The following is a 25,890-nucleotide window of genomic DNA, read 5'->3' on the forward strand; positions in this document are numbered from 1 at the left end:
CATGCATAGTCGCGACGAAATCTATAACCAGTTGCACGCCTATCTGGTCGAGTTGTTCGAAGTTCCGGCCGAAGACATTTCCCCGGATGCCCATTTGATGGATGACCTTGATCTCGACAGCATTGATGCGGTTGATCTGATTGTGAAATTCCAGGAACTGACCGGCAAGAAAATCCCGGCAACTGAATTCAAATCGGTCCGAACCGTCGATGACGTGGTCGAGAAAATTCATGACCTGGTCAGTTCCTAATCGCATTGGTGCCATACTGCTTGCGATACTGGGTATTGCCTATCCGGTACTGGTCTATTTCGGATTATCGGTCTTTTCACCGCGCCTGATCCTGATTGTGCTGATTGCGGCTGTGTTGCTGCGTGCGGCGCTGTTTCTTGGCAGTGGCAAGCGCGTGCAGGCAATCACCTTTCTGTTGGTTGCAGCGATCCTTGCCTGTGCGGGGATCGCCAGCGAACTGGTGGCGATCCGGTTTTATCCGGTCATTGTTTCTGCAACGCTTGCGGCGTTGTTCGGGGTGTCTCTTTTTGTCGGGCGTCCAATGATTGAACGCTTTGCGCGGTTGCGCACCCCCGAACTTGACGATTATGCCATCGGCTATACCCGCATACTGACAGCGGTCTGGGTCGGCTTTTTTATTGCAAATGGCAGCATTGCGGCCTGGACGGCCCTTTATGCCAGTATCAAGACATGGACCCTTTATAACGGGCTGATATCCTATGTGCTGATTGCGGTCCTGTTCGTCGGCGAATGGCCGGTACGCCGCATCCTGCGTGCCCGTCATGATCGCAAAACACAAGACAGCACCGGTCAGGAGAACGCATGAGCGTTTTTTTCACGAATCTCGGCAATCCGCAAAATGCCCATACCGGACTGTGTTTTGAAAATGACACCACGCTTTCGGTTGGGGCGATCAATGCAGATATTGACCGCCTGACCACACAGCTTGATGCGGGCAAACGCATTTCAATTTATTGCCAGTCGACACGCCTGTTCATGATCGCGCTGGCCGCCGTCTGGCGGGCCGGTTCAACCGCAATTCTGCCGGCAACCGACAAAAGCGGGTATCTTGATGAAATCGGCCAACAGTTTGATACCCACCTTGATGATGCCAGAATTCAGCAATTGCTGATCGCCGCGAACGCCAAGCCCGTACCGGCAACACCCGGCATTCCGCCCGCAACATCATGCCAGGCGATCTTCTTTACATCCGGATCCAGCGGCACACCGAAACCGGTGATCAAAACCCTGGCCCAGATCGAAGATGAAATCACAATCCAGTCGCCCCTTTGGCGGCCGCTTATGGGCGATGATGCACGCATCATCGGTCTTGTGTCCCATCAACATATTTACGGTCTGATCTTTCGGGTGATCTGGCCGGTCATGACCAAACAGATTACCTGCGCCCAGCAGGCCCAGTTCTGGGACATGGTCCTTGGCGAAATGCAGACCGGGGATATGCTGGTCGCAAGCCCGGCACAGCTTAAAAACCTGCATCCTGATCTGGCCACCGCCCCGCGCCCGGCATTGGTCCTGAGTTCCGGTGGACCGCTTGATTTCGCGGCAGCACAGTCGGCCACGGCCATGCTTGGCGTCTGCCCGACCGAGATTTATGGCAGCACGGAAACCGGCGGAATTGCCTGGCGTCAACAGCATCAAGAAAACGCCCCCTGGCACCCGTTGCCACAGCTTGAAACCGGGCTGAACGATGCCGGATGTTTGCGGGTCCGCGCCCCCCATATTGCCGGGACCGACTGGTATCAGACCGAAGACCGCGCGATGCTTGACCGGGAAAAGAACTGCTTTGTCCTTAAGGGGCGTGCGGATCGTGTCGTCAAGATCGGTGGCAAACGGGTGTCGCTTGGCGCGGTCGAAGAACATCTGCGCCGTAATGAGCTGATCGAGGATGCGGTTGCCTTGCTGGCACGCGAAGATGATCCGCGGCTTGCCGTCGTTGCGGTCCTGACACCGGATGGAAAGGCTGAACTGGAAAAGCGTGGTCGTTTCCGCATGGGACGGCTGTTGCGCCGCGAACTTTCAAAATTCGAAGAAGACGCCGCCTTGCCGCAACGCTGGCGGTTTGTCGATCGCCTGCCCACAGACAGCCAGGGCAAAAAACCGCTTCATCTGTTGCGTGCCCTGTTTGATGACAATGGCAATGCCTTGCCCGAGGTCACCGAACATGTGCGCAATCACGAACGCGATGCCGTATCACTGACGCTTAAACTTGACGGCGACATGACATGTTTCAAGGGGCATTTTCCCGGGCAGCCGATCTTACCCGGCGTCATTCAGCTGCATTGGGCCGCCCTGTTTGGGGCATCGGCTTTTGGATCGTCGCGCAATGTTGCCGAAGTCAGCCAGCTGAAATTCCGCAAACCCATCACGCCATCCGACGTGATCCGGCTTGAAATTGATTTCGATGCGTCTGCCCATCGCCTTAAATTCAGCTACCGTTCCGATCAGGACGACCTGCACAGTTCGGGAACGCTGAAATTGCGGGTACCGCAAGATGACGGGGCAAAGGACGAAGGGGAAAAGATCGCGTGAAAATCTGTGCGCTGATCCCGACCTATAATCACCATACCGTTCTGGCCGACGTGGTCGCCAAGGCGCGATCCTTTGATCTGTGTGTTTTCATCATTGATGACGGATCCAACGCGCAAACCCGTCAGGTGGTCGCAAACCTTCATGATCCCGATCATGGCGTATTTTGCCATCGTCTTCCGCGCAATGGCGGCAAGGGTGTTGCTGTCATAACCGGCATGGAACTGGCCCATCAGGCCGGGTTCACCCACGCCATTCAGATCGATGCCGATGGTCAGCATGATCTTGATCGTATTCCCGAAATGCTGCGCGCTGCGCGAAATGCACCGGATGCACTTGTCACCGGGCTTCCGGTTTACGATGACAGCATCCCGACCGGCCGCAAAATCGGGCGCTGGGTCACCCATTTCTGGGTCTGGATTGAAACATTGTCCTTTGCCATCCGCGACAGCATGTGTGGCTTTCGCGTTTATCCACTTGCGCGAAGCCTTGCCGTCTGGCTCAGCGAAGGTCTTGGCAAAAAGATGGATTTCGACACCGAACTGATGGTGCGGCTTTACTGGCGGGGTGTTCCGGTTATCCACATCCCGACAAAGGTGACCTATCCCGACGGCAACATATCGAATTTCCGGATGTGGAAAGACAATGTCCTGATCAGTGCGATGCATACGCGTCTGGTCTTTGGCATGATCTGGCGACTGCCCGGTTATTTCCGGCGCGGGGCGACCTTTGCCCCGCGACAGCGCGATATTGCGTCTGACAGCCCGCCCGTCTCGTCCGAACACTGGTCGGAAATCGACGAACGCGGCATGTATTTGGGCATGCGTTTTCTGGGGGCCGTGTACCGTTATTTCGGTCGCCGGTTCTGTCTGGCTGTGATGATGCCGATCATCTTCTATTTCTATCTGACCGGAAAAAATGCGCGCCGCGCATCGCATGATTTTCTGATCCGCGCCCAAAAGGCCGGTGCCAATATCACCCCGACCAGAATGAATGTTTTCCGGCATTTCTTGCGGTTCGGGGAAAGTGCACTCGACAAGATTGCGGCATGGTGCGGCAAGCTGGGCGAAGGCAATCTTAACCTTCCTGATGATGCCGAAAGCCTGTTTGACTATCTTCCGCGCGATCAGGCGGTCGTGCTGCTGGTGTCGCATTTCGGCAATATGGAACTGGTCCGCGCGATTGCCAGCCGCGACCGCGACTTTCGCGTCAATGTTTTGCTTCATCAAAAAAACGCGGCCCGGTTTGGCCGGGTTCTTCGGAAATTTGCCCCTGAAAGCCAGGTCGACCTGATCGAGGTAACCGACATCGGCCCGGACACTGCCATCATGTTGCGCGAACGGGTTGATCGCGGCGAATGGGTGGTGATTGCGGCTGATCGCATTGCCATTGGCGCGCGCGACAAGACTGTGCTGACGCCATTTCTGGGCGAAGATGCCCAATTCCCGCAAGGCCCGTTCATTCTGGCCTATTTGCTGCAATGTCCGGTTTATGCGGCAGCGGCATGGCGATCGGGCAAGACATTCCGGATTGCCTGGCACAAACTGGCCGATCAGATGATCCTGCCACGCGCCAACCGGCAGGCCGCGATCACGAAATATGCCAGTGCCTATGCACAATGGCTTGAAAAGATTGTTGTTAACGAACCGCTGCAATGGTTCAATTTCTATGACTTCTGGGCGAAGAAAAAGGCTGATAATGACCAATAATCACATCAACATCATTTTTGGCGAAAACGATCTGACGATCGAAGATGTGATTGCCCTGTCCGAGCAACGCGCCCGCCCCGTCCTGTCCGGAAGCAGCGAATTTCGCGCCCGCATCCAGAAGGGGGCCGATTTCCTTGATCAGGAACTGCGCGAACATGGTCATATCTATGGGGTGACAACCGGATATGGCGATTCCGTTTCACGCCGTGTGCCCCCCGAACTGGTGGCCGAACTTCCCCTGCATCTTAGCCGCTTTCACGGTTGCGGACTGGGCAATATCCTGCCCGCGGATCAGGCACGCGCCGTTCTTGCCGTCCGGCTGGCATCACTTTGCAGCGGCTATTCCGCGGTAAGTGTAGATCTGCTTGATCAACTGACCGGGCTTCTGGCCCATGACATCACGCCGCTGATACCCGAAGAAGGATCGGTTGGTGCATCAGGCGATCTGACCCCGCTTTCCTATGTCGCCGCCGCCCTGATCGGGGAACGTGACGTGCTTTATCGCGGTACCAGAACCACCGCGCGCGACGCCCTTGATAAGGCGGGGCTTCCCCCGCTTGTCCTGCGCCCGAAAGAAGCCCTGGCGATCATGAACGGTACGGCGGTGATGACCGCATTGATGTGTCAGGCCTTTGTCCGGGTGCAATATCTTTGCAAACTGACTAGCCGCATTACCGCGATGGCCAGCATCGGCTTGCTTGGCAATCCGGCGCATTTTGACAAACGGCTTTTTGCCGCCAAACCCCATCCGGGACAGGCGCAAATCGCGGCATGGATCGAAGGGGACCTTGGCCATCTTGGCGATGATTTCGAACCGGCCCGCTTGCAGGACCGGTATTCATTGCGCTGTGCGCCCCACGTGATTGGTGTGCTGGCCGATATGATGCCGACATTCCGCAAAACGCTGGAAATCGAACTCAATAGCGCCAATGACAATCCGTTGCTTGATGTCGGGGAAAACACCATCCTGCATGGCGGGCATTTCTATGGCGGGCATGTTGCCTTTGTTGCCGATGGCATGAAAACGCTGGTTGCCAATCTTGCCGATCTGATGGATCGCCAGATGGCGCTTCTGGTTGATACCAAATTCAATCATGGTTTGCCGTCCAACCTGTCGGGATCGAATGCGGAACGCGCGTCAATCAATCACGGTCTTAAGGCTGTTCAGATCGGTGCATCTGCCTGGACGGCCGAAGCATTGAAACAAACCATGCCCGCCAGCGTCTTTTCGCGTTCCACCGAATGCCATAACCAGGACAAGGTCAGCATGGGCACGATTGCCGCGCGCGATTGCCTGCGCGTGCTGCAATTGACCGAACAGGTGGTCGCCGCCAACCTGATCGCCGCCCTTCAGGCCATCCGCCTGCGCGAAAAATCGGGCGAAATCACGCAAAAGCAGCTTGGCCCGGATCTGATGGCGTTCCTTGATCACCTGAAACAGGACATCGATTTCATCGACGAGGACAAGCCGCTTGAAGCAACCTTGCGTCTGGTGATTTCGCGCATCCAGAACCGCGACTGGACGCTTCATGACGGGGATATCGCATGATCAGCGCATCCGTCACCGAAACCATCCAGTTCTATCATCTTGATCCGATGAATGTGGTCTGGCACGGCAATTACGTGCAGTTTTTCGAAAATGCCCGCTGCGCGCTTCTTGACCGGATTGACTATAATTATCCGCAAATGGATGAAAGCGGCTATCTGTGGCCGATCGTCGACATGCGGGTGAAATATGTCCGTCCCTGCCGGTTCGGGCAGAAAATCAAAATCACCGCCACGCTTAAGGAATATGAAAACCGTCTCAAGATCGACTATCTGATCAGCGATGCCGATAGCGGTGAAAAACTGACCAAGGGCTTTACCATTCAGGTTGCCGTTGAAAAGGCCACGGGCGAAATGCTGTTTGCCAGCCCGCAATGTCTGATCGACAAGCTGGAAACCCGAAAATGACGAAGTCCCTGCCCGCAACAAAGCAGATCATTTTGCACATTGCCCTGATCGTGTTTTTGGCGATGACAGGCCATGTGGCATCGGCCCGTGCGGATGCGATGCCCGCCGCCAAACTGCAACAGATTGGTGATGATCAGTATCTTGCCGGTGCATTTCGCCTTGATCGGTATCTTGCCGGGTTTGAACAGCCACTGGTCTCAAAGGGGGCCTTTACCCTGTCACCAGGCGACGGGCTGGTCTGGCAAAACCGTGAACCGTTTCCCGACGTCACCGTCATGACCGATCGCGGCATCACCCGTATCGGGGATGACGGCCGCCGTGAAACCATCGCCAATGGTGCGCAATTCAATCAGTTCATTACCCTGATTTCAGCCGTTCTTTCCGGTAACTGGGATGCACTTGCCCAACATTTCACAGTTACTGAACGGTCTGCTGAGATGGATGTCGAGAAGGGCGTCGAAAATAACGCTGAAACCGATGATGGGACTGACGGCGACAGTGCCAGCACCTGGCAGATCGAACTGACCCCGATTGCCGGGCGCCCGATTGCCGATCAGATCGCGCACATTACCGCATCAGGCCGTGATTTTGTCGATCATGTCCGGATTGACAAACCCACCGGCGATCATGACGAAATCACCCTGTCAAACCAGACGGCTGTGTCCCTGCCCCTTCCTGATGACATCGCAGCCCTTTTGGCCGGGCAGGCACAATAATGAATGTGCGCGCCGTCATATGGGGTTTGTGCCTGATCGTTATGGGGGTTCTGACCTTCTGGCAGATCAATGCCCAAAACGCCAAGATTGACGGTGATATCCTGTCACTGATCGGGCGCGAACACCATGACGGGGATGCCGACCAACAGGATCGGTTAAGCGACATCACTATTGTACGGGATCTTCTGCGGCGTGATGCCAATCAGGTCATCATCATGATGTCCCATCCCGACCGCGACCAGCTTGAAAAAGCAAGCCGCACCCTTGCTCAACACTTCCGCGACATGGACGGCACCGCATCGGTCAGTCTGCCCGGGTTTGAAACCGGCGATGCAAGATCCCTTTATGGGTTTTATCTTGATCATGCCGGGGGGCTGTTATCGCAAAAAGACCATGACCTGCTGACCAATGGTGACGGGCAACGCATATACAAGCGTGCGGTCCAATCGCTCTATGCGCCGTCATCCATGATCTCTGCGCAATCGCTTGCCAGTGATCCGTTTTCATTGCTGCCAGGCTTTTTGGCTGAACTCGGTGAAAATATCGGGCAAAGCGGCCTTGTGCACAAAGATGACCGGTATGGGACGCCGATCATCATCACCCTTGCCCCGCATGTCCGGACAAGCGGGTTTGAAGCCGACTGGGTCAACCATGCCAATGACCTGATTGCCGCTGCGACGGCATCGGATGACAACCTTTTGATTGCCAAAACCGGGCAGATTTTCTTCGCCGTGTCCGAGGCAACCCACGCAAAATCAGACGTCCAGCGCATTGCCATGATTGCAACATTCGGGGTGATTGCGATGGTGGTTTGGGTGTTCATGTCGCCACTTCCGATCCTGGCAGCCTTGTTGACGGTCGGAAGCGGTCTTCTTGCCGGTATCACCGCCCTTGTACTGATCTTTGACAGCATCCATGCCATTGCGCTGGTTTTTGGCGCCAGCCTGATCGGGATTTCCATCGATTATGCACTGCATTATCTGGTTTTACCCGGATCAGACGGAACGGATGACACGCGGCTTTCACATGTTCGGCCGGGACTTCGGCTGGGTCTTTTGACCACGGTTTGCGGATTTTCCGCATTGGCCTTCACACCGACGATCCTGCTTGCGCAAATATCGGTTTATTCAATTGCCGGTCTGATTGCCGCCTATGTCACCGTGGTGACCATTTTGCCATGCCTGCCGGCCCGCAATATCCGCGACCGCGCCGCCATCAGGGTGATCTATCAGAAAATCGATACTGTTCTTTTGGCTGTTCGGCCATCGAACGGACTGCGTCATGTCATGCTGGTTCTGGCGGCTATCGCGTTAATTGGGGCGGCATTTTATCTGCCCGCCAATGATGATATCGCCGCCCTTGGCCATGGGGATGACGCCCTGATTGCAGATGCACGGATGATTGGTGAGACCCTTGGCATGGGCGGGAACCCGCAATTCATCCGGGTGGACGGCGAAGACATTCAGGGCCGCCTTGAAACCGGCGAAGCCATCCGCGATGCATTGCGTCCGCTGATCGCCGATGGACGTATCGGCAGTTTGTTTGGTCTGTCCGATGTCATACCGTCCATCAGCCGCCAGAATGCCAACCGCGCCCTGATCACATCACAATTGATTGCGCCATTTGGCCCGCAATTGCAGGCCGTCATTCCGGTGGACATTTCCAGCACACAAGACGCCAAAACCCCGCTTGAACCCGCCCCGGAAATTCTTGCAGCCATTCCCGGATTATCCGACCTGCAACGCGGTGAAACCGATATCATCCGCCTTAATGCGATAAAGGACGTCGATGCCGTGCGCGATGCGATATCGCATATCGGACAGGCCCGCCTGATCAATCCGCGCGAAACCATCACCGGTCAGTTTGCCCGATACCGTGTCTGGGCCAGCATCGCGCTTGGCGTGTCGCTGCTTGTTGCGGGACTGGTTGCGGTGTTGCGATACGGGTTTCCTGACGGGCTGCATGTCGTGGCCGCACCGCTGATTGCCATCCTTTGTGCTGTATGCGGGGCCTTTGTGCTTGGTGTGACGATCAATTTCTTTGCCATTATGGCGCTGTTTCTGGTGTTTGCCATTGGCGCGGATTACGCGATCTTTACATCCGAAAGCCGCCAGCACGGCACACAGGATGCAACCCGGTTTGCCGTGTTCCTGTCACTGATCAGCAGCGTTCTGGCATTCGGGCTTCTGGCGACAAGTTCGGTCCCGGTGGTCAATGCCATCGGCACCATCATTTCGATCGGGCTGATATCGGCGTGGGTGCTGTCATACTGGATGTGCGCCGGGCATAAAGGCAACGACCAGCGCACCACCCACCCGCAATCCAGGGGACACCAATAATGCACGATTGCGACATTGCGATCATCGGCGCCGGACCGGCCGGGGCCGTGGCGGCAAAACTGCTTCATGATGCGGGCATGCATGTCACCGTGCTTGAGGCACAGACATTTCCGCGCTTTGTCATTGGCGAAAGCCTGTTGCCCAACTGCATGAACATCCTTGAACGTGCGGGTCTTCTTGATGCGGTTCAAAAGGCCGGGTTTCAGTTCAAGAACGGTGCGGTTTTCGAACGCGGTCCGCTTTATCAGTCCATCGATTTTCGCAAGAATTTCGAACCATCAGGCTGGGGCACCACATTCCAGGTCCAGCGCGCGCGATTTGACAAAATCCTGACCGATACCGCCATTGCCGCGGGCATTGATATCCGGTTCGCGCACAAGGTTACCGAAGCCAGTCTGACCGATGGCGACTGCCAACTGACATTCCAGAATGACCGTGGCGAAACCGGCAAACTGCGCGCGACATTTGTCCTTGATGCCAGCGGATATGGACGCGTCCTGCCCCGGATGCTGGGCATTGCGCGGTCCGGCCAATCCATCGAACGGCGCGCACTGTTTACCCATGTTCAAGACAACATGTCGCCAACCGATCACGACCGGAACAAGATCCTGATTACGGTTCACCCGACCCATCAAGAAGTCTGGTACTGGCTGATTCCGTTTTCGGATGGCACATCATCCGTCGGCGTGATTTTCCCTGATCAGGATCCCCGATGGTCATCAATGGATGAACAGGCGATCTTTGATCAACTGATTGCTGATACGCGTCTTGGAACCATCCTTGCCGATGCCAGACCGATCCGTCCGCTTAATGCGATTGCCGGATACAGCGCCCAGTCCGATCAGCTGTTCGGCGACGGATATGCGTTGCTTGGCAATTCGGCGGGCTTCCTTGATCCGGTATTTTCATCGGGTGTCACCATTGCCATGCAGTCGGCCGAAATGGCGGCCAATGTTCTGATCAATCGTCACAATGCCAAGAATGTCGATTGGCAAAACGATTATGCCATTCCGCTTGAACGTGGTGTTGCGACCTTTCGTTCCTATGTCGACGCGTGGTATGACGGGCGGCTTCAGACCATCATTTTCAATCAGCCGACCGAAGACACCAAGGTCAAGCGCATGGTTGTATCGATCCTTGCCGGATATGCCTGGAATCTCGACAATCCGCTTGTAAGCAAAACCGATCATTACCTTAAGATGTTGCACGACCTATGCGATCCGTCCTGACCATCATGGTTGCCGCAATGCTCGGTGCCTGCAGCCCGCAATTTGCCGGTCGCCCGGATGGCGATCCGGTGAATGCGTCTGTCCGTGATCTGGTGGTGCCCGATGGTGAAAACGATGTTTTCCTGACCCTGCCTGCCAATCCATGGAAGGCTGCCGACCCGATCAATATCGCCCAACAGGTCAGCGCAACCTGGACCGACCCGGAAGCGGCAGAAACCAGGGAACGCACAACCTTTATCGCCCGCATTGCCATCACCACCAACCACGTGATGATTACGGTGCTTGACGGTTTGGGACGGCGTGCCCTTGATATCGACTGGACGGAAAACGCACTGACTGTCACACGCGCTGACTGGTTACCCGACCGGATCGATGCCCGCCGGTTGCTGGCTGACATGTTTGTCACCTATTGGCCGCTTGACGATGTCAAAAATGCACTTGGTCACGGCACGACGATCCAACAGACCCCGTCAGGCAGGATCATCCATTCCGATCATAGCCAAAATGCCCTGATCACGGTCACACGTCCCGCAACCGATCCCTGGCAGGGAACGGCAACATTGCATAACGCGCGCCATGGATACACACTGACCATCAATTCACAGCGGATGGCACCATGACAGCGACCGGAAAACCCGCCTTTCTGTCGGCCCTTGGTGTTGTATCGGCACTGGGATCGGGCAAGGCGCAATCATCAGAAACCCTGTTTGGCGACCGCCCCGCCGACATGATCCTGCATGACGATTATCTGGTCGATGCCAGCACCATCCTTGGCACGGTCACAAGCCCGCCCGATGCCCTGCCCGACCATCTTGGCCACTATGATACGCGCAACAATCGCCTGTTATGGACGGCGGCCAACCAGATCGCCGATGAAATTTCCGATGTCATCGCAACATTCGGCAAGGATCGGGTGGCGATCATTCTGGGCACCAGCACATCGGGGATCGAAGAAGGCACGTCGGGATATCGTGAAAAACTTGCGACCGGGAAATGGTCGGACACCTTCCGCTATGAACATCAGGAAATCGGATCACCGGCAGACTTCCTGCGCGATGCCCTTGGTCTGCAAAATCAGGCCTATGTGATTTCAACAGCCTGTTCTTCAAGTGCCAAGGCCTTTGCCGCGGCAAGACGCCTGATGAATGCCGGTTTTTGCGATGCCGTACTGGTCGGGGGTGTGGACAGCCTGTGCCGCCTGACCGTTCGGGGTTTTCATTCGCTAAGCTCGGTTGCAACGGGCATTTGCAATCCACTGAGCATCAATCGCGACGGCATCAATATCGGCGAAGGTGCGGCCCTGTTTGTCATGCGCCCGGACCGGGGGGATATTTCGGTGCTCGGTGTTGGGGAAACATCCGATGCCCATCACCCCAACGCCCCCCATCCCGATGGCATCGGTGCGACCGCGGCCATGCGGGCCGCCCTGGATCAGGCGGGCCTGTCCCCGGCGGCGGTTTCCTATGTCAATATGCATGGCACAGCGACCCCGCTTAATGACAGCATGGAAGCACGCGCCATTCATCAGGTATTTGATCATGACATTGCCGTCAGTTCGACCAAACCCATGACCGGTCATACACTTGGTGCCGCAGGCGCGATTGAGGCCGCCATTCTTTGGCTGTCCCTGACCGAAATGGAAAACGGCACCCCGCTGCCCCGTCATATCTGGGACGGCGTAGCCGACCCGGACATCCCGAAAATCAATCTTGTCAAAACTGTCGGCCAACGACTTGCACCGGCTGAACAATCTGCAATGATGAGCAACTCCTTCGCCTTTGGCGGCAGCAATGTATCCGTCATTCTGGGGCGGGGATTTAACCGTATTGGTCCGTCATCATGACTGCACATAACACCCCGTCCTTGATGCCACCGGTTGACGAACTTGTCCTGCACGCAGCCCCGATGCTGCTGATTGATGAAGTATGTTCTGCCGACCCTGACCGGCTGCATGCCCGTGTTCGCATTCATAAAAACAGCATGTTCTTCGAAGACGGCATCGGGGTTCCGGCCTATGTCGGCATTGAATATATTGCCCAGGCCGTCGCCGCCTATAGTGGCTGGCGCGGCAAACAGGCCGACCCGACCACGCCGCCGCGCATCGGCTATTTGTTGGGGACACGCAAGATGACCCTGGCCTGCGACGGCTTTACGGTGGGCAGTTGCCTTGATGTCTTTGTTAAAAACGTTTTCGAAGATGAACAGATGGGCGTCTTCGAAGGCGAGGTCAGAACCGGTGAAACCGTTCTGGTCAAAGCCCAGATCAATGTCTTCCAGCCGGCATCGGCCCCGGATCAGCCGGAAGACACCATGACGACCACCAACCAAGAAACGACACAGCCATGACACAGACCATTCTGGTAACCGGTGCCAGCAAGGGCATTGGTGCCGCCACTGCAAGACGCCTTGCCCGTGACGGATATGACATCATCGTGCATTACAATTCGGACCGCGATGGTGCGCAATCGGTTCTTGATGATGTCATGGCCGCGGGACGCAGCGGGCGTCTGATCCGTTTTGATATCGCCAATCGTGATGCAACACGCACCGCCATCGAAGACGATATTGCACAACATGGCGCACCATACGGGGTTGTTCTGAATGCGGGACTGACGCGCGATGCCGCATTTCCGGCCCTTGAAGATGATGATTGGGACAGTGTGCTGCACACCAATCTGGACGGATTTTACAATGTGATCAAACCTGTGATCATGCCCATCATCCAGCGCCGCAAAGGCGGGCGCATTGTCGCATTGACGTCAATTGCCGGCCTGGCGGGTAATCGCGGACAGGTCAATTATGCCGCCTCCAAGGCCGGGATTATCGGCGCGGTGAAATCACTGGCGCTTGAATTGGCCAAACGCAAGATCACGGTCAATGCCGTGGCACCGGGCGTCATCGAAACCCGGATGACCGAAGACCTGCCGGAAGACGAGGTCAAGGCAATGATCCCGATGCGCCGTTACGGCACGGCAGACGAAATCGCCGCCGCTGTGGCGTTCCTGTGCAGTGACGATGCATCCTATATCACCCGCCAGGTCATCAGTGTGAATGGGGGGATGCTATGACAAGACGGGTTGTTGTTACCGGCATGGCCGGGATCACCGCACTTGGTGATGACTGGCAAACCATTTCTGCACGCATGAATGCCGGGGAAACCGGCATCCGGCGCATGGATGAATGGGACGGGAAATATGATCTTCGTACCCGGCTTGCCGGCCCGGTAGAAGGCTTTAACCTTAAAGGCAAATTTACCCGCAAACAGTTGCGCAGCATGGGCCGCGTTGCCCAGATGTCGGTTGCGGCCACGGACAAGGCGCTTGAAATCGCCGGTCTTCGCGATGAAAAGTCGATTTTGCAGGGCGGACGTCTTGGGATTGCCTATGGGTCGTCATTTGGCAGCACCCCGCCGGTCCTGGGTTTCACCCGGTTGATGGAAACCGGTGACAGCAACGCCATCACCGCCACCAGCTATATCCAGATGATGAGCCACACATCAGCGGTCAATATCGGGGTTCTGTATGGCATTTGCGGGCGCATCATCCCGACATCGACCGCCTGCACATCGGGCAGTATGGGCATCGGTTACGCCTATGAAGCCATCAAATACGGCATGCAGGATGTCATGATTGCCGGTGGGGCAGAAGAACTCTGTCCGACCATGGTTGCGGTGTTCGACACCCTGTTTGCCACCAGCGACAATAATGATCAGCCCGATATTACCCCGCGCCCCTATGACCAGAACCGCGATGGTCTGGTAATTGGCGAAGGTGCCGGAACCCTGATCCTTGAAGAATACGAACATGCGGTTGCCCGTGGTGCGACCATCTTTGGCGAAATTGTCGGATTTGCCTCAAACTCCGACGGCGCACATATCACCCAGCCACAAGCCGACAAGATGGAAATTGCCCTGCGCAAATCACTTGAAGATGCGCGACTGTCGCCGGCCGATATCGATATCGTCAATGGTCACGGCACCGCGACCGATCATGGTGACCTTGCCGAAAGCAAGGCAACCCGTGCCGTATTTGACCGCGCCATTCCGATCCATACCCTTAAGGGGCATTTCGGGCATACGCTGGGGGCGTGCGGTGCGATCGAAGCATGGCTTGGTCTTGAAATGATGCGGGACGAAACCTTTGTGCCGACCGCAAATCTTGTTTCGCCCGACCCGGAATGTGCCGATCTTGATTACATCCGCTCCGAACCGCGTACCATTTCCGCCGAATATCTGATGAGCAACAATTTCGCCTTTGGCGGCATCAATACATCGCTGATTTTCGCCAGAATATAAATGCTTTGACCTTATCCCATACAGGACACCCGACCATGCGTATTGCCATTCTTGACGACTATCAAAAACTTGCCCTGCAATCGGCTGACTGGTCTGCTGTCAAGGCGCATGGCGAGATTACGATCTTTCATGACACCATCACCGACAAGAATGCGTTGCGTGACCGGTTGATGCCGTTTGACATCCTGTGTGTCATGCGCGAACGCACACCGATTTCCGGCGACCTGATCCGCAGCCTGCCCAATCTGAAACTGATCGTCACGTCGGGCAAACGCAATGCGGCAATTGATGTGGCAACCGCCCATGAATGCGGGATTACGGTCTGCGGGACGGAATCACCATCAACCGCGACACCGGAACTGGCATTTGCCCTGATGCTGGGACTTGCGCGCAATATTGTGGGTGAAAATGCCTCGATGCGCAGTGGCGGCTGGCAGATCGGGCTGGGTCAGGATCTTGCCGGATCGACATTGGGTATTATCGGCCTTGGCCGGCTTGGGGCGCAAATCGCCAAAATCGCCCAGGCCTTTGACATGCACATCACCGCATGGAGCACCAACCTGACACCGGAACGCTGTCAGGAAGTCGGTGTTGAATACAAACCCAGCAAGGAAGCCCTGTTGCGCGATGCCGATTTCGTCACCATCCATCAGCGTCTTTCAGACCGCACACGCGGCCTGATCGGCACCGAAGAATTCCGGCAGATGAAGAAAACCGCATTTCTGATCAATACATCACGCGGGCCGATTGTTGATGACGCAGCCCTGATTGATGCCGTCAACCAGGGCGAAATCGCCGGTGCAGGTATTGATGTCTATGATCAGGAACCGCTGCCGGCCGCCCATCCGCTGCGCAAATGCGACAAGCTGTTGCTGACCCCGCATCTGGGCTATGTCACCCGCCATACCTGGGATGTGTTTTATGGCCAGACGGTTGAGGCGGTGCTGGCCTGGATAAATGGTGATCCGATCCGGGTTCTTCCATCATAGCATCATCGCAAACGATATCTGCCGCCCCTTGCCCGGATGGACCGGGATCTTGATGTGACCACGGTTACTTTTTGACCGTGATAGCGCGTTTGTGACTTGTGAAAAAATCAGGATAGATGACAATCATTCGCACGCAGGGGCCAGGACGCAAAACAGCGCCCCCTGCTGCGACGTGCGTTGATCTGATTTGTCTTTGTTACCGTCACCACCAGCCCCCCAATCCCCGTGTCACTCAGGACAGGAGCGCATGATGGAACGTCTGACTGCCAAGGATTTTTCGCCGGAACTGCTTGAACTATATGATTTTTACGCGCATGGGATGATTGACCGGCGCGAATTTCTTGATCGTGCGGGCCGCTATGCGGTTGGCGGCATGACAGCATTGGCCATCCTTAATGCCATGAGCCCGAATTACGCAATGGCCCATCAGGTTGATTTCACCGATCCCGACATTGTTGCGGAATATATCACCTATCCGTCCCCCAATGGCCATGGCGAGGTCCGCGCCTATCTGGTCAAACCGGCCAATGTCACGGGCAAGGTTCCCGGTGTGGTTGTTGTTCACGAAAACCGCGGGCTTAACCCCTATATCGAAGATGTCGCACGCCGTGTCGCCAAGGCGGGCTTTATCGCCCTTGCCCCGGATGGTCTGACATCGGTTGGCGGTTATCCCGGCAATGATGACAAGGGTCGCGAATTGCAACGCACCGTCGATCCGACCAAACTGATGAATGACTTCTTTGCGGCCATTGAATTCCTGACCGCCCACGAAGCCACCACCGGGAAAACCGGCATTACCGGTTTTTGCTATGGTGGCGGGGTCGCCAATGCGGCTGCGGTTGCCTATCCCGATCTTGGTGCTGCTGTCCCGTTCTATGGCCGTCAGGCCGATGCCGCCGATGTTCCGCGCATTCAGGCACCGATCCTTTTGCAATATGGCGAACTTGATGAACGGATCAATGCCGGCTGGCCAGCCTATGAAGAAGCCCTGAAAGCCAATAACAAGGTGTATGAGGCCTATATCTATCCCGGCGCCAATCATGGTTTCCACAATGATTCCACACCGCGCTATGACAAGGAAGCCGCCGAACTGGCATGGCAACGCACCATCGACTGGTTCAACAAATACCTGAAATAGGCCGGTCCATTTGACGGACCAACCAGCCCGACACAGACAAAAAACACCGTGACCGATATCAACCGGTCACGGCGTTTCATCATGTGCGCATTGGGAAATTTCGGGCGGCTTAGTCGCCTGCCCGGTTATGCAGGGCCCAGTCGCCGTCGCTGAATCTGTCGCGGGCAAACTGACCCTGATGCCAGTAGGGATAGATCAAAGGCGGCTGGCTGACCTTGTCCAGACGGGTCAGGTCGTCTTCATCAAGTTTAAGGTCAATCGCGCGGAAATTGCTGATGAATTGCTGTTCGGAGCTGCCACCAACAACCAGCGAAGATACCGCCGGGCGCGTCAGCAACCAGGCAAGTGCGACCTGGGCAGCTTCAACGCCGTGTTTTTCACCCACCGAGACCAGGACGTCAACTATATCCCACAAACGTCCTTGATCCCGGATGGGTGGTTCGGTCCAGCCCGCCTCTTGCCTTGACCCTTTTGCAACAGGATTTTGGCGGGTGTGTTTACCGCTCAGCAAACCGGCCGCCAACGGGCTCCAGACCAGAACACCTAACCCCTGATCGACCGAAACCGGAAGCAATTCATATTCCGCTTCGCGGGCTTCAAGGGTGTAATGGATTTGCTGCGTGACGAACCGGACGCGACGGTCGCGTTCGGATGCCTGCAACGATTTCATGATGTGCCAACCCGAATAGTTCGAACAGCCGACATAGCGCACCTTGCCCTGTGTCACGAGGGTATCAAGGGCCGCCATCTTTTCTTCGACCGGTGTGACACCGTCCCATTCATGCATGTAATAGATGTCGATATGATCGGTTCTGAGATTGCGCAGCGACTTTTCGCATTCACGGATCAGGTGATAACGGCTGACACCTTCGTCATTGGGGCCGTCGCCAATGCGCATGCGCGCCTTTGACGTCACCAGAACCTGATCACGCCGCCCGTCAAGAACTTCGCCAAGAATCTGTTCGGACAGGCCTGTCGAATACATGTTGGCGGTATCAAAAACATTCACGCCGTGATCAATGCAGCAATCGACAAGACGTCGCGCTTCGGGCACGCCCTGCTTGCCGACCATGGCAAACGGCCCCTGCCCGCCAAAGGTGAATGTGCCCATTGAAATGGCTGAGACTTTCAAGCCGGATCGGCCAAGGGTTCTGTATTCCATGGTGGGTTCCTGCATTTGTCAAAGACGAAAACTTTTGATGGCACGGCATGCGACCAGATCAGAGGGAGAGGCCAATCTGAACCGCATGCCGCCGCATCAGCGGTTACAAAATTCTGCAACCGTTTCGATCAAAAGGGCCGCGACCGTGCTGCCGGCATCCTGAAGACCTTTGCTTTTTTCGGCAAAGGCGGCTGCCTTGCCATGTTGCGCAACAAGGTTCTTGGTCGCCTCAAGCGCGGCCTTGGCATCGCTGGATGCCTTGCTTGTGGATTCTGCCAGTGACAATCCCGCTGCAACCGATGCTTCGAGGCTTTCGGCAATCGGTACCAGAACATCCAGAACCGTTTTGTCCCCCAGCTTGGCCTTGCCGCGTTCGGCAATACCATCGGCATAGGCCCGCCAGAATGCGGCCATCTCGGTCGCACCGATTGCATCGGCATCGCCAAGCGCCTTGCCACCGCGCATGAAACCGGTCGCGGTCAGCGTCCCCATGGTTGACGGGGCAGCCTTTGCCATTGCTGCACCGGCCAGCATGAACTGTTTGCCCATCGGGGTATCGGTCTGGGCGGCGACCGTTGCCGCTGCTGCTTCGAAGGCAGCATTCATCGTAATGCCCAGATCGCTGTCACCGACCTTGGCATCAAGGGCGATCAGTTCATCGCGTTTGTCACGGAACGTCGCGTGCAGGGCTTCGAACAATGCGGTGATGTCACCACTGGTAATCTTGTCCATCTTGGCCTCGGCTTACTTGGCAAAATGTTTGAAGAACGGGGTGTCGGCCTTTGCCGCCATCAGACGATCAAGTTCGTCATCAAGATGCAGCACCGAAACAGATGCCCCGGCCATTTCCATTGATGTTGCGAACTCGCCGATCCAGACATGCTTGACGTTGACCTTGCGTCCGCTCATCAGCTGATGGACGCGACGGAACAGGATATAAAGTTCTTCAAGCGGGGTGCCGCCAAGGCCGTTGACCAGGATGGCAACGCCGTCACCGGCCTTGTAATCCTGTTCGGCAAAGATCTTGTCCATCATCTCGTCAACCAGCGGGTCGGCGGCGGTCAGTTTTTTGCGGCTGATGCCGTTTTCGCCGTGGATACCCATGCCGATTTCCATTTCATCGGCACCGATTTCAAAGGACGGCTTGCCGATTTCCGGGATCACGCAACTGCTTAGCGCGACACCGATGGTGCGCGTACGGTCCTTTGCCTTTTCGGCAACGCGGGCGACTTCTTCAAGCGACATGCCTTCTTCGGATGCGGCACCGGCGGCCTTATACAGGAAGAAAATCCCGGCAACGCCACGGCGCTTGTGTTCTTCGCCAACCACGGACGATGCAACATCGTCATTGCCGACCACCGAAAGAACCTTGATGTCTTCCATGTCGGCCAGTTCGGTCGCCATATCGAAATTGATGATGTCGCCGGTATAGTTGCCATAGATATAAAGAACGCCCGCACCCTGATCGATATATTTGGTGACTTCGAGCATCTGCTCGGCACTGGGTGACTGGAACACACCGCCTACGGCCGCACCATCAAGCATGCCTTCACCAACATAGCCCAGAAACAGCGGAAGGTGACCCGAACCGCCACCGGTCGCAATGCCGACCTTGCCCGGTTTCGGGGATGCTTTCACATAGCAGCGTTTGTCATCATTGACATAGGTGACATCGCTGTTGGCGAGATAGATACCCTCAAGCATCTCATCGACGAAATTCTTGGGATCATTCAGAAACTTTTTCATGATTTTCTCTTTTATTTCGCAGGTTTGAATTTGCGCTGTCGGGTGACAAAGAAGGCCGCGGCAAGCAGGATGAACGCGCCGACAAACACACGCTGCCAGGTGCTGGGAATGCCGACCATCACCAGAACGTTGTCGACAACAACCACCAGCAAAACACCCAGCATGGTGCCGATAACCGACCCGGTTCCCCCGGTGATCCGCGCCCCGCCAAGTACCACGGCTGCGATCACGGAAATCTCGGTTCCGACAAGATCAAACGGGTTGGCCAGCCGGTTCGCGGTGATATGGACAATCCCCGCCAGACCGGCCAATGCACCGGCATATCCAAAAACAAACAGGTGAACGATTTTGACGTTGTAACCCAGACGTGCGGTGACTTCCGGATTGCCGCCCAGCGAAAAGATCGCCCGCCCCATCAGGGTACGTCGCATGATCCACCAGGTCAGAACCGCAACCACCGGCAGGATCAGGAAATAGACCGGAAGACTGACAATCGCGCCATTCGCGGTTTCAAATTCCAGAAGCGACAAACGACCGAATGTCGCCATCTCGCCGGGCAGTTCCATGATCCAGGTTGTCCCGATAAAGGCCAGCAACCCGCCCCGGAAGAAATACTGCGTCCCGATGGTCACAATCAGCGATGGCACGCGCAGCGTATAAACCAGAAAACCGTTCACAACGCCCAGAAACACACCGCCGGCAATCGCGATGGCAAACACCACAACAATCGACAGATCCGGCGCATATTTCTGAACCAGAAGCGTGATCGAATACATCGTCAATGCAGCAATGGCGGTAAAGGAAACATCAATCCCGCCCGCCGCAAGAATGACAAACACGCCCAGCGCAAACAGCCCGGTCACGACACTTGCCCGCCCGATATCAATCAGGGTGGAGGGCTGCAAAAATGCCGGATTGGCAATCGTCACGGCGATACAGATCGCCATCAGCAAAACAAGGGTGACAAATTCCGGTCGTTTGGCGATCAGACCGCTCAATCCGCCGCCCGGCCCGGCATTTGCCGCGGCCTGATTATGCGAGGTTCCAGCCGCACTCATGCTGCACCTTCCTGTACTGAACCAAGCATCGCCTGGTAGATCTCGTCTTCATTTGCGCCCGCGCCGTTCAGATCGGCGACGATTTCACCGGCACTCATCACAAGAATGCGGTCGCAATTCTGCAAAAGTTCGGGAAGGTCATCACTGACGATGACAAGTCCGATACCCTGTTCGGCCATTTTCTGGATGGTCTGGTAAATCGCATCCTTTGATCCGACATCAACACCGACCGTCGGCCCGTGCAGCACCAGAATTTCCGGGTCGATGCTCAGCCAGCGGCCAATCAGAACGCGCTGCTGGTTACCACCCGAAAGCGCCGATACCGGCAATTCGATATCTGCGGTATTCAGGCGCATCTTTTCGGAAATGTCGCGGGCAATTTCCTTGCCCTTTTTCATGTCGAGAATGCCGAACTTGCTGGCAAGTTTGCGCAGGATCAGCGCTATTTCATTCTGATAGATCGACTTGTCCAGAAACAGGCCTTCCGACAGGCGGTCTTCGGGGACATAGCCGATCCCCGCATCAATTGATTCCGACGCGCTATGGATGCGCACCGGCTTGCCATTGACCGAAATCGAACCACCGGCCGCCGGTTTGATCCCGGCAATCGCCAGTGCCAGTTCGTTCCTGCCGGAATCCGAAAGCCCGGTAATGCCAAGAACCTCGCCCTTATGCAGTTTGAAGCTGACATCGCGAAAACGCCCGGGCACTTCAAGACGATCCAGCACCATCAGAGTTTCGGCCGATGGCGCCCCGGTGCGATAACGCTTTTCGCTGATCTTGCGTCCGGTCATCAGTTCGGCAAGATCCGTGCGGCTGTAATTGTTGATCGGCCCCTGGGCAACACATTGGCCGTCACGGAAGACGACGGCATGGCCACCAATCCGGTAACATTCTTCGAGTTTGTGGGTAACGAAAAGCACGGCCACATTTCGCGACCGCAGTTTTGACACCACATCAATCAGGTTTTCGACCTCGCGCCGGGTCAGCGACGTGGTCGGTTCATCCATGATCACAAGACGCGCTTCGCACGCGATGGCGCGCGCAATCGCCACAAGCTGACGAATGGCAAGCGGAAGGTCAGACACAATGGTCGACAACAATTCCGCCGTAACATTCAGCCCGACCTGCGACAGGGCCTTGGTTGCGGTTTCTTTCAAACGTGCGCGGTCAAGCGTGCGCAAAAGGCGACCATGGCCTTCGACAAGCTGCTCGCCAAGCGCAACATTTTCCATCACGGTCAGATTGGGGATCAGCGACAGGTCCTGATAAACCGTCTCGATCCCGAAATCGAGTGACTGGATCGGCGTCAGTTCATCATGAACCTCGCCATCAAGAATGATCTGTCCTTCGCTGGGCGGATGCGCACCAGCCATGATCTTGATTACGGTACTTTTGCCACATCCGTTTTCACCAAGCAGGTGATAGACCTCACCAGCCTGAAGCGACATGTCCACCCCTCTGAGGGCATGCACACCGCCAAACCGTTTGTGGATGTTTCGCAGCTCAAGGAAGCAGCGATTTTGCGGATCTTGCTTGGTCACCAGTTATTCCCTTTCTGCTGACGTTTCTGTCAGGCATAGCCATGCAGTCCGGCGCATTGTGCGTTGCGCCGGACCACTGGCATCAGGTGATCTTAGAAAAGGTAGTCCTTGTAGGTGTCCTTGTCGGCCAGCACCATGCCGTTACCAACAATCAGAAGACCCTTGCCGGCACCCGGTTTGACGGTGACGCTTTCATAGCCTTCAACACCAAGATCCATACCGTCGGTGATTTCCTTGCCTTCGAGCATGAATTTCGCGACCGCATTCATCGCCATGCCGGCTTTCTGCGGATCCCAGAAACCGATCGCGGTGATGGCACCGGAATCCAGATACGCTGCCGACGGGTTCGGAAGACCGGTACCGACCAGGCAAACCTTGCCAGCCAGACCTGCTTCTTCGATCGCACGGCCTACACCCAGAACATCGTTACCAGCCGAGGTCTGGAACCCTTTGATATCGGGATGTTTGCGCAGGATTTCCTTGGCCTTTTCATAGGTGCCGTTGGCGTCATCGAACGATTCATTGTTCGGATCGACCAGTTCCATGCCCGGATATTTCTTGGCATTTTCTTCACCGGCACCAACCCACTGCATGTGGGTACGGCTGCCCAGCGAACCGACAAAGGTGGTCCATTTGCCTTCGCCGCCCATGCACTGGGCCAGACGTTCGTTCAGTGCCGCACCGTAATCGGCATTGTCAAAGGCCTCGATATCGGCATGGGTGTTGGCCTGGTTGTCGGCTTCGTGGGTAACGATGATCGTGCCACGATCCATCGCACGGCCTAGAATACCTTCAAGAATATCCGGATCCATCGGCACAACCGCCAGCGCATCCACACCGGTTGCCACCAGATCCTGAACGATCTGAAGCTGCTGTGCGGAATCCGCAGTTGCCGGACCGACCTGGCGAATGTCCATTTCCGGGTTCTGTTCGGCGAATTTGTTCACGCCGGTTTCCATACGGTCAAACCACGGAATACCGCTGATTTTAACAACCGTGGTGATGGCCTTGCCATCCTGTGCCGATGCCGGTGCGGCAACACCGACCATGGACAGGGCAGCAACCGCAAAGGCAGAGCTTTTCAAAAGTGTCGAAATTTTCATTGTTTTCCTCCCGAATTGGAAAATTCTGTTAGGCAGACAGTGCCCTCGTTCCTTGTTTTTATTTCCGTGCTTGAGGGCGTTGCACAGATGCCGTGACCGCACGAAATTGCGGACTGAAAAAGTCCGTCAGACGGAACCGTCCGATGGCCAGGAAGCCAAGAAGCAAGGCACCCCAGGCAAAATCGCGGACAAAGTTGGAAAGCCCCATGAAGTTGAGCATGCTCGACATCATCTGAAGGGCGATGGCAGACAGGACCACACAGACAACACGTCCATATCCGCCTTCCGGACGCACCCCGGCCATGACGGCAATCAGGATGGCCACCAGAAGATAGGATGTGCCGTAGTCCCATTTCACATTGATGGTTCGTGCCGCGATGATGATACCGGCCAGCGATGACAGAACGCCGCTGACGGTATAGGTCGCGATAATCACCTTGTTCTGCGGGAAACCTGCATATTCGGACGCCTTGGGGTTCGATCCGTTAAGCATCAGCCACAGACCAAACGGCGTATAGCGCAAAACAAAACCGATCAGACCGGCAACCGCGATGAACAGAAGAAAGCTGATCGGGATTTCAAACAGGAACCCGTTGCCGATTTCATAAAGCGGGCCCGGCGCACCAACACGCACCGACCGCCCGTCGGACAGAACCACCGCCAGTCCGATAAAGAACATCTGCGTACCAAGGGTGCAAAGGATCGCCGTGATTTTCAGATAGGCGATCAGCAATCCATTCAGCAATCCGCCCAGCAGCCCGACCGCCAGCGCAACCAGAATGAAGAACAGCGAAAACATGCCCGGGTCGCTTGATGCCGAAAAGTGACCGGCAACAAGCGTTGCCGCAGCAACGCCGGACAGATTGGCAAGCGCAATACCCGAAAGTTCGATACCGCCATTGCCCACCGACATCGCCAGCATGACACCGATCGCCAGCAACCCGATTTCCGGCACCTGACCGGCCATCGACTGCAAGTTAAACAATGAGAGATAGTTCCCACCAGATACAATGGCGCCAGCTGTCATGAGCACCACAATAAGTGCCACCAGGACAGTGAAATGCCCGTCTTTGGTACGCATAAATCCTCCCTTATGCGTTTAGTAAATTTTTTGTTTTGTTGACTAAAACTACCAACTCATTTTTATGTTGGCAAGCAGGCACTTTCACTAAAATACTCAGTGCAAGGTTGCATTGCGCCGTGCAGAATGTTTATTAAACAAACTAAACAAGAAAAATTCAGGGACGGGACCCCGGGGACAACCATATGAAAAAAAACAATAAAACCACGATCAAAGAGATTGCCGAACGTGCAGGCGTTTCGCCGTCTACCGTGTCGCTCGTGCTGAATGGAAAAGGCGAAATTTCCGGAACCACCCGTTCGCGGGTTCTCGAGGTCGTGTCATCCCTGAACTACACACCGCGCACGCCGAAAAAACGCGCAACAACCCAGAAAACCATCAAGTTTCTCAAGATTGCCAAGCACGGTCATACGGTTAACCGCGACCACAGCCACTTCATTTCCGATTACATTGATGGCATGTCGCAAGAAGCGACGAGTCGGGGCTACAAATTACAGGTCCTGAGCTACGAGAATGTCACCGCAGACGACATTACCGACATTCTCGCGACCTCGGATGCGACCGCTGTCATCGTCCTTGGCACGGAATTAAGCCGCGAAGACATTCAGAAAATCCAGGATCTGCACTTACCGATTGTTTTTATTGATACTTTCTATGATCTGGTCGAAGCCAATTTTGTCGATATGAACAATGGCGACGCGGTTTATACCGTTCTTGAGCACCTAAAAAGTCTTGGTTTTACTAAAATTGGCTATGTCGGCAGTGAAACCCAGACCCGGAACTTTGCCCTGCGCAAGGACGCCTTTATCAGCAACATGGCGACCCTTGGCCTGCCGGTGGCCCCTGAACATGTGCTGTCGATCGGATCGACCCTGTCATCGGCCTATGAAGACAGCGTTGATGCCCTGGGCAATGACATCGCCGAGGCCTATTTTTGTGCCAATGACATCATGGCCTATGGCTTTACCAAGGCGCTGAAGGAAAAAGGCTACAAGGTGCCCGAAGATGTCTCGGTGATCGGTTTTGACAACCTTCCCATGAGCATCACACTCGACCCGCCATTGACCACCATTGATGTGTCCAAACGCAAAATCGGCAGCATGGCGATCACGGTACTTGATGAGCTGATTAATGCCGACACCATGCCCCCTGCGGTCAAGGTGCTGGTTGGTGCGCAACTGATCAAACGCGCCAGCACCCGCCCCAACAACGGATAGCAGCACCCCCAAACCTGTTTAAGCCATCGGCTCGGATGCAGCAGCCTGCGTGACC

Annotated in this window: 24 protein-coding genes; 17 read left to right on the plus strand and 7 right to left on the minus strand. The window is 55.7% G+C overall.

What is annotated here, in order from left to right:
• Window position 1 precedes the first annotated feature (1 nt).
• The 16 genes from WA429_RS08020 to yghX all read left to right on the plus strand — a co-directional run bounded on the left by WA429_RS08020 (window position 2) and on the right by yghX (window position 16,924).
• Window positions 2-250, plus strand: a complete 249-nt coding sequence (locus tag WA429_RS08020; protein ID WP_068516995.1) for an acyl carrier protein — start codon at window positions 2-4, stop codon at window positions 248-250.
• The gene (locus WA429_RS08025) at window positions 231-836 is read left to right on the plus strand and encodes a hypothetical protein (RefSeq protein WP_287465444.1); all 606 of its coding nucleotides are present in this window, start codon (window positions 231-233) and stop codon (window positions 834-836) included. Before WA429_RS08020 ends, WA429_RS08025 begins: the two co-directional genes overlap by 20 nt.
• Window positions 833-2,560, plus strand: coding sequence for an ApeI family dehydratase (locus WA429_RS08030; RefSeq protein ID WP_287465443.1), 1,728 nt, complete (start codon window positions 833-835; stop codon window positions 2,558-2,560). Before WA429_RS08025 ends, WA429_RS08030 begins: the two co-directional genes overlap by 4 nt.
• Window positions 2,557-4,266, plus strand: coding sequence for a glycosyltransferase family 2 protein (locus tag WA429_RS08035; protein WP_287465441.1), 1,710 nt, complete (start codon window positions 2,557-2,559; stop codon window positions 4,264-4,266). Before WA429_RS08030 ends, WA429_RS08035 begins: the two co-directional genes overlap by 4 nt.
• Window positions 4,256-5,815, plus strand: coding sequence for an HAL/PAL/TAL family ammonia-lyase (locus WA429_RS08040; RefSeq protein ID WP_287465440.1), 1,560 nt, complete (start codon window positions 4,256-4,258; stop codon window positions 5,813-5,815). The genes WA429_RS08035 and WA429_RS08040 overlap by 11 nt, the downstream gene beginning before the upstream one ends.
• Window positions 5,812-6,219, plus strand: a complete 408-nt coding sequence (locus WA429_RS08045; protein WP_287465438.1) for an acyl-CoA thioesterase — start codon at window positions 5,812-5,814, stop codon at window positions 6,217-6,219. The genes WA429_RS08040 and WA429_RS08045 overlap by 4 nt, the downstream gene beginning before the upstream one ends.
• Entirely contained in the window at window positions 6,216-6,935 is a 720-nt protein-coding gene (locus WA429_RS08050) for a LolA family protein (RefSeq protein ID WP_287465437.1), read from the plus strand. The genes WA429_RS08045 and WA429_RS08050 overlap by 4 nt, the downstream gene beginning before the upstream one ends.
• Window positions 6,935-9,274, plus strand: a complete 2,340-nt coding sequence (locus WA429_RS08055; RefSeq protein WP_287465436.1) for an MMPL family transporter — start codon at window positions 6,935-6,937, stop codon at window positions 9,272-9,274. Before WA429_RS08050 ends, WA429_RS08055 begins: the two co-directional genes overlap by 1 nt.
• Complete coding sequence (locus WA429_RS08060; RefSeq protein ID WP_287465435.1) at window positions 9,274-10,503, plus strand: NAD(P)/FAD-dependent oxidoreductase; 1,230 nt, start codon at window positions 9,274-9,276, stop codon at window positions 10,501-10,503. The genes WA429_RS08055 and WA429_RS08060 overlap by 1 nt, the downstream gene beginning before the upstream one ends.
• Complete coding sequence (locus WA429_RS08065; protein ID WP_287465434.1) at window positions 10,488-11,123, plus strand: DUF3261 domain-containing protein; 636 nt, start codon at window positions 10,488-10,490, stop codon at window positions 11,121-11,123. Before WA429_RS08060 ends, WA429_RS08065 begins: the two co-directional genes overlap by 16 nt.
• Window positions 11,120-12,346 carry a beta-ketoacyl-ACP synthase gene (locus tag WA429_RS08070; RefSeq protein ID WP_287465433.1) on the plus strand — a complete coding sequence of 409 codons (1,227 nt, stop codon included), beginning with the start codon at window positions 11,120-11,122 and terminating at the stop codon, window positions 12,344-12,346. Before WA429_RS08065 ends, WA429_RS08070 begins: the two co-directional genes overlap by 4 nt.
• Window positions 12,343-12,849 (plus strand): hotdog family protein, encoded by a 507-nt coding sequence (locus WA429_RS08075; protein WP_287465432.1) that lies wholly within the window; start codon window positions 12,343-12,345, stop codon window positions 12,847-12,849. Before WA429_RS08070 ends, WA429_RS08075 begins: the two co-directional genes overlap by 4 nt.
• A complete protein-coding gene (gene fabG / locus WA429_RS08080) occupies window positions 12,846-13,571 on the plus strand; it encodes a 3-oxoacyl-ACP reductase FabG (protein WP_287465431.1) in 726 nt (241 codons plus the stop codon). Before WA429_RS08075 ends, fabG begins: the two co-directional genes overlap by 4 nt.
• The gene (locus tag WA429_RS08085) at window positions 13,568-14,797 is read left to right on the plus strand and encodes a beta-ketoacyl-ACP synthase (protein ID WP_228194485.1); all 1,230 of its coding nucleotides are present in this window, start codon (window positions 13,568-13,570) and stop codon (window positions 14,795-14,797) included. The genes fabG and WA429_RS08085 overlap by 4 nt, the downstream gene beginning before the upstream one ends.
• 35 nt (window positions 14,798-14,832) lie before the next feature.
• Window positions 14,833-15,786, plus strand: coding sequence for a D-2-hydroxyacid dehydrogenase family protein (locus WA429_RS08090; RefSeq protein WP_287465430.1), 954 nt, complete (start codon window positions 14,833-14,835; stop codon window positions 15,784-15,786).
• Window positions 15,787-16,036: 250 nt separating this feature from the next.
• Complete coding sequence (gene yghX / locus WA429_RS08095; RefSeq protein WP_068518410.1) at window positions 16,037-16,924, plus strand: YghX family hydrolase; 888 nt, start codon at window positions 16,037-16,039, stop codon at window positions 16,922-16,924.
• A 109-nt stretch (window positions 16,925-17,033) separates the two neighbouring features.
• Here the strand turns inward: yghX and WA429_RS08100 are convergent, their stop codons facing one another.
• From WA429_RS08100 to WA429_RS08130, 7 genes are all read right to left on the minus strand, one after another.
• Window positions 17,034-18,086, minus strand: a complete 1,053-nt coding sequence (locus tag WA429_RS08100) for an aldo/keto reductase (protein ID WP_287465429.1) — start codon at window positions 18,084-18,086, stop codon at window positions 17,034-17,036.
• A 96-nt stretch (window positions 18,087-18,182) separates the two neighbouring features.
• Window positions 18,183-18,818 carry a DAK2 domain-containing protein gene (locus tag WA429_RS08105; protein WP_206928173.1) on the minus strand — a complete coding sequence of 212 codons (636 nt, stop codon included), beginning with the start codon at window positions 18,816-18,818 and terminating at the stop codon, window positions 18,183-18,185.
• A 12-nt stretch (window positions 18,819-18,830) separates the two neighbouring features.
• Window positions 18,831-19,832 (minus strand): dihydroxyacetone kinase subunit DhaK, encoded by a 1,002-nt coding sequence (locus tag WA429_RS08110; protein WP_287465428.1) that lies wholly within the window; start codon window positions 19,830-19,832, stop codon window positions 18,831-18,833.
• An 11-nt stretch (window positions 19,833-19,843) separates the two neighbouring features.
• Entirely contained in the window at window positions 19,844-20,890 is a 1,047-nt protein-coding gene (locus WA429_RS08115) for an ABC transporter permease (protein WP_082817772.1), read from the minus strand.
• Window positions 20,887-22,434, minus strand: a complete 1,548-nt coding sequence (locus tag WA429_RS08120; RefSeq protein ID WP_287465426.1) for a sugar ABC transporter ATP-binding protein — start codon at window positions 22,432-22,434, stop codon at window positions 20,887-20,889. The genes WA429_RS08115 and WA429_RS08120 overlap by 4 nt, the downstream gene beginning before the upstream one ends.
• Before the next feature lie 92 nt (window positions 22,435-22,526).
• Window positions 22,527-23,537: a substrate-binding domain-containing protein gene (locus WA429_RS08125; protein WP_068518402.1), complete on the minus strand. Its 1,011-nt coding sequence runs from the start codon at window positions 23,535-23,537 to the stop codon at window positions 22,527-22,529.
• 58 nt (window positions 23,538-23,595) lie between these two features.
• Window positions 23,596-24,618 (minus strand): ABC transporter permease, encoded by a 1,023-nt coding sequence (locus tag WA429_RS08130; RefSeq protein ID WP_101247152.1) that lies wholly within the window; start codon window positions 24,616-24,618, stop codon window positions 23,596-23,598.
• Window positions 24,619-24,803: 185 nt separating this feature from the next.
• On the opposite strand from WA429_RS08130, the gene WA429_RS08135 reads away from it, so the two are divergent.
• Complete coding sequence (locus tag WA429_RS08135; RefSeq protein ID WP_287465424.1) at window positions 24,804-25,835, plus strand: LacI family DNA-binding transcriptional regulator; 1,032 nt, start codon at window positions 24,804-24,806, stop codon at window positions 25,833-25,835.
• Window positions 25,836-25,890: the final 55 nt, after the last annotated feature.

The sequence above is a fragment of the Thalassospira sp. CH_XMU1420-2 genome (genome assembly GCF_037029325.1).
In the GTDB taxonomy this organism is placed as follows: domain Bacteria; phylum Pseudomonadota; class Alphaproteobacteria; order Rhodospirillales; family Thalassospiraceae; genus Thalassospira; species Thalassospira povalilytica.